General features: G+C 35.4%; 3 protein-coding genes. All 3 read right to left on the reverse strand.

Annotation, left to right across the window (positions count from 1 at the left end; translation table 11 throughout):
• Nucleotides 1-180: 180 nt before the first annotated feature.
• From ACFSJT_RS17930 to ACFSJT_RS17940, 3 genes are read right to left on the reverse strand one after another with little or no spacing between them, the layout of a single operon-like run.
• Nucleotides 181-3,192, reverse strand: a complete 3,012-nt coding sequence (locus ACFSJT_RS17930; RefSeq protein WP_378321713.1) for a DNA polymerase III subunit alpha — start codon at nt 3,190-3,192, stop codon at nt 181-183.
• A gap of 15 nt (nt 3,193-3,207) precedes the next feature.
• Nucleotides 3,208-4,428, reverse strand: a complete 1,221-nt coding sequence (gene dinB, locus ACFSJT_RS17935; protein WP_378321714.1) for a DNA polymerase IV — start codon at nt 4,426-4,428, stop codon at nt 3,208-3,210.
• Nucleotides 4,429-4,439: 11 nt separating this feature from the next.
• Nucleotides 4,440-5,819 (reverse strand): exonuclease domain-containing protein, encoded by a 1,380-nt coding sequence (locus ACFSJT_RS17940; protein ID WP_378321715.1) that lies wholly within the window; start codon nt 5,817-5,819, stop codon nt 4,440-4,442.
• Between the last annotated feature and the right edge of the window lie 224 nt (nt 5,820-6,043).

Below are 6,043 nucleotides of genomic sequence, written 5' to 3' on the forward strand. Positions count from 1 at the left end.
TAACTACTATCAACTAACAACTTTTATGAAATCAAAAGCTTCAAAATAGAAAATAGCTCAAATAAAAAAGACTGCCTAAATGTTTTTAGACAGCCTCTTTTTTTTGCTCTCAAATGAGCAAAAACAATTATAAGGCTTTTTTACCCTTCTTCGAACCAACGAGCAGATCAACTTAATAATCTAAAGGATTTTCCTTGTTATTTTGGTAATTTCTTTTCTATTATAGGTAACATCAAACCTGGGATCTGATATATAAGGCATACGTTCTTGTTTAATGACTTCAATACTTAAAAAGTCAAACTCTGAGACTACTTTTCCTGTAATACGGTAGATTCCTTTGCCTCGAAAAGGATATTTTTTAGCTACTGGCGGAAAATGTACGGTATCAATCCACTCTCCTTTCTGATCCAAAAATGTTCCAAAAAACATGCGTTCTCCTTTAGAAGTTCCAGTATTTTTAGCAGTAACTAAATATCCATAAATCACAACAATTTTATTTAGATAAATAGCTAAATCGGTAGTTAATAAACTACTGGTTGGTGGCGTTTGTAATAGTATAAAAGGGTTGTAAAGTGTAAAGTTTAACAATTCTAGTTGATCGAAAGCACTTTCCAGATCTGTGATGGTGAATTCAGGTAGTATAAAATCTTTAGTATGCATTCTAAAAAGTTGTTGCTGAAATTCACTGGTAGTAATATGGTTACATTTATAATGTGCTTCCCACAACAAACTTCGTTTATCCTTGCCAAAAGATCTGAAAGCATCTATACGAATAAGAATATCTAACTGCTCGATAGAAAGTGATACCCTTTCCATAAAATCATTCAAAGAATTAAATAATCCGTCTACTCTGGCACTCATTATTTTTAACATAGTTCGTTTTTCGAGTCCCTGTAAATGCTGAAAACCTAAATAAATTTCTTTCCCTTTAATTGTAGACTCTACAGAACTGGTGTTAATACAGGGCACATGGATAACTGCTCCGCTCATTCGTGCTTCATGTATGTAAGTTTCGACTCGATAAAATCCGCCACCATTATTAATCGTAGCTACCATATATTCCAAAGGATAGTAACACTTCAAATACAAACTCTGATAAGACTCTACAGCATAGGATGCAGAATGTCCTTTCGCAAAAGCATATCCCGCAAAACTCTCTATCTGTCGCCATACTTCAAAGATTACTTCATCGGCCTCTCCACGCTCACGACAATTAGCTATAAACTTATCTCTTACGGCCTGAAACTCATCACGAGATCGATATTTACCACTCATTCCCCTTCGTAATACATCAGCTTCTCCTAAATCAAGTCCTGCATAATGATGCGCTACTTTTATAACGTCTTCTTGATACACCATAACTCCATAAGTATCAGGCATGATATTCCAAAGTACAGGATGTGCTTGTTTTCTTCGTTCTGGATTTTTATGGCGTAAAATATATTCTCGCATCATTCCGCTTTTTGCTACTCCCGGACGTATAATAGAACTTGCAGCCACTAATGTCAAATAATCTCGTACTCCTAACTTTTTTAATAACATACGCATGGCAGGAGATTCTACATAAAAACAACCAATACATTCAGCCTTTTCGATCATGGCATTAATTTTAGGGTCTTCAAAAAAAGGCTTTGCATTATGAATGTTCGGTAAAGTAACATCAGGATGATTTTTCTTGACGATCGCAACAGCATCTTTTATTTTTCCGAGTCCCCGTTGTCCCAAAATATCGAATTTGTAAAGTCCTACATCTTCAGCAATATGCATATCAAACTGAACGGTAGGAAATCCTTTTGGAGGTAAATGGGTTGCCGAAAAATAATGAATAGGTTTTTCAGAAATAAGAATCCCTGCTGCATGAATACTTATATAGTTTGGTTTTCCATGTAAGTATTTTGCATACTGAAGTACCAGTTTTGAAAGTTTATCCAATTTTTGGGGGTCATATTTCCCTTCACTCAATTTATCGATTTCATGTTTAGGAAGTCCAAATACCTTTCCTAACTCTCGAACAGCTCCACTATGCTTGAAAGTAACATAGGCTCCCAGTAAAGCTGCTTGTCCGTTACGTCCAAAAGCCTCAAAAATAAATCGGGTGACATCTTCTCTATCCCAGCTAGAAAAGTCAATATCGAAATCTGGTGGGCTTGCACGATATAGGTTCATAAACCGTTCAAAATATAAATCTAATTCTATGGGATCTACATCGGTAATTTCTAATAAAAAAGCAACGATACTATTGGCACCACTCCCACGGCCTACATGATAATAATCTTTCGATTTCGCATACTGAATGATCTTCCAATTAATTAGAAAGAAACTTACAAAGTTTTGTTGTTTAATTAAAGAAAGTTCTTTCGTTAATCGTTGACGTATAGAATCAGTTATTGAATCATAACGCTTTGGTAGACCCGATTCACAAAGTTCAACAAGCTTTTTATAATCTGTATCTGCGCTATCAAAAACTGTTTTCAAATTTTGATTTTCTCTATCTTTTGAAAAATTGAATGCTATGTTGCACTGTGATAGTAATTGCTTTGTGTTTTCAATAATATGTGGATAATCTTCAAAAGCCTTTTCAATACTTGCCAAAGGGTACATCTTATCGCCAGGTTTGCCCTGTTGTGATTCTGGTAATTTACTCAACAACATATTAGTATCGATAGCACGTAACAATCGATGTGTATTAAAATCACGTTTATCGCGAAAAGTAACTGGATGGAGTACTACCAATTTATCAGTAAACTCACTAAGTTTCGAAAAACGTAGCTTATTAATATCGGTTAGCCCTATACCAATAAATTCATTAGCCAAAAAACTGGTTTTTTCTAATGCCAGTAATTTCTCAAAAGAATAAATAACCAGGCTATGATTAAAAGGTGGAGCCTGATCAGGAAATGCTTTTTCCCCATGTAAATGTTCAGAAAGAAATCTGTTTAGTTCTAAAAAACCTTGATTATTTTGCGCAAGGCAAACATAACATTGTTGGGCATCATTCCGAAAATCTATTCCAACAATGGGTTTTATGTCAAAAGAAGGAGCTTTTCGTATAAAATTCAAACAAGCAGAAGTGTTATTAATGTCGGTTAAAGGAAACTCATGACAGCCATGTCGTTGAGCCATTTCTAACAGCTCGATTTCTGATATAGCACCATAACGCAGACTATAGTATGAGTGGTTATTTAAATACATTTAGATAAAAGTTGTTTATTGGGTTCTATGTGCTAACACGATAGGCGGTTCCCCATTAAATGGATTTGTAAAATTTCCAATAGTACGTGCTCCATCTCCCATAGTAGCTGCGCGCATGATACTACGATCCCCAAAGCGAATACGTATATCATCCATAGCTTTATAAAGATTAACTGTTTTCTTTTCGTCATCAAATAGGTTAATTTGATAGGTCCCCGAAGTTAAACTGCTATATCTAACTCCTACAAGACGTATCAATAGTCTCCTGCTGAACAGATTCTCAAAAAGCTCTAACACCACTGGTATCAAATGATGATCAGCCGATGTATAGGGAATTTTTATTTGTTTGGAATACGTTTGAAAATCAGAATAGCGAATCTTAACAGTCACACAAGAAGTAAGCTTTCCACCTCGTCTTAGTTGAAAAGCCAAATTCTCTGCCATTGCTATGACTGTAGTTTTAAGTGTATTAATATCTGTAGTGTCCTGTCCATAGGTACGCTCGCTAGAAATAGATTTACGTTCGTGATACTCTATAATAGGAGTATGATCTATACCATTGGCGCGTTGCCATATGACACGGCCATTCTTCCCGAAAACAGAAGTCATCATTTCTACAGGCATTTGCTGGACTGTACAAACATTTTTAATTCCCATATTGCAAAAGGTACGATACGTTTTCTCGCCTACCATCGGTATTTTTTTGATCGACAATGGGGCTAGAAATGCTTTTTCGTAACCTGTATCAATTTTAAGTTGATTATTGGGTTTGGCTTCATTTGTAGCCACTTTAGAAACTGTTTTATTCACCGAAAGTCCAAAAGAGATTGGTAAGCCCGCCTCACGCATGATTTTATTACGTAATTCTGAAGCAAACTTATAACATCCAAAAAAACGATCCATCCCTGTAAGATCTGCATAAAACTCATCTACACTAGATTTTTCTAAAACAGGTACTTCGCTTTGTAAAATTTCGGTCACCTGTTTTGAAAATTTTGTATATGTACCTGCATTACCGCGTATATAGATAGCACCAGGACAAAGTTGTCTGGCCATCTTCATGGGCATTCCAGAGTGGACCCCATAAGCTCTGGTCTCGTAACTGGCTGCGCTCACTACTCCACGATCTCCGGTACCCCCAACAATAACAGGTTTGTTATTTAGCCTGCTATCCAAAAGACGCTCGCAGGATACAAAAAAAGTATCCAGATCGAAGTGTACAATTGTAGTATTCATATTAATTCCCTTTACATATATATAATATTGTTTTCCCCATGTTTGCGTAAATAACCTTTAATGATTTTTGTAGTGTGATACGTATGCTTTTGTAGTGTCAAATAGGCTTCAAAATCATCAAAATGTGACACCTGTTCTGACTGATGAACATAACCAAATCCCTTATAAATTCCGTTTTGTATAATTACAAAACTATGCTCATCTACAGATCTACCCTTTTCCCTTATCAGGTACGTTTCTTTTTGTTTCTTTAAGGACACTAATGCCTGCTGTACTCTCATATTATATAATGCCACAGATTCTTTATCATGGCATATTCCTTTACAATTTTTAATGCGATAATGAGAACAGCGCTCAGATGTACTTTGTAGGCTACAATATCGTGGACACAATTGGTAATTAAAACACAATCGTTCTAGCTGTTCTATGGCATCAGACCGTTTATAAAATACTTCTAGTGAGTGATCTGTGTTTTTTGATCTATCGATCGCAAGTTGTATAACTCCTTTTCTATTGGTGTACTGTATGATTCGATAAGGAGCCACCGGTTTTTTTTGAGCCCTATTAAATTTTGGATAATATTTTTGAATTTTCTCTGCTTCCAACAATAATGCTATAAGTTCGTTACCTGTTATCTCATAATCTATCGCGTACGTATTCTGACCAAGCGCATACTCCTTATTCTTCTTATCATAAAAGTGACTAATTACCCGTTGTTTTATATTCTTTGCTTTACCTGCATAAATAACTTTTCCTTTTTGATCTTTGAACAGATAGATTCCTGTTTGTTCTGGTAATTGATTAATCAAATTCACATCGAGATGTGGTGGAAGTGTTGCTTCTTTAGAACGAGCATTTAAAAAAGAGTTGATGGTTGTGTAGTCTGGATCAAGACTTAAAATACGTTGAAACAAAATCACCGTAGCATCGGTATCTCCTTCGGCACGATGTCGATCGACTAATGGGATATCAAGAGATGAACAAAGCCTACCCAAGCTGTAAGAAAACAACCCTGGTATTAACTTTCTGGAAAGACGCACTGTACATAATTTTTTTCGAGTAAACGTATATCCTAAATTTTTAAATTCACCTCTAACTACATTGTAATCAAAATTGACATTATGAGCGACGAAAACAGCTCCTGTAGTCATCTCGATAATACGCTCTGCAATCTCATGAAATTTAGGAGCATTTCTAACCATATCGTTATCAATACCTGTAAGCCCCGTGATAAAAGGTGGAATATTCTGTTCAGGATTAACTAGAGACGTAAATTTGTCTCGAATTTCATTTCCCTGTAGTTGTACAATACATATTTCGGTAATACGATTACCCAAAATACCTTTTCCAGTAGTTTCGACATCAATAACAGTATATAGTTGGTCTTGCATTATACTTTTGTTAAGAAATACAAAACTACTATAAAAAAATGAATTATAGGAATTATTCCATTATTTTGGAAATATTCCTACACTTTAGTTTTAGAGATGGTTTACTAGTGTTATTTTAAAAAACGAAGCATAAAAAAACCCTTCATAGTTTTATGAAGGGTTTTAAGGAAGGCGGTGACCTACTCTCCCACGGATTGCAGTACCATTGGCGCTAACGGGCTTAA

It is taken from the genome of Aquimarina celericrescens (assembly GCF_042682765.1).
Taxonomy (GTDB): Bacteria; Bacteroidota; Bacteroidia; order Flavobacteriales; family Flavobacteriaceae; genus Aquimarina; species Aquimarina celericrescens.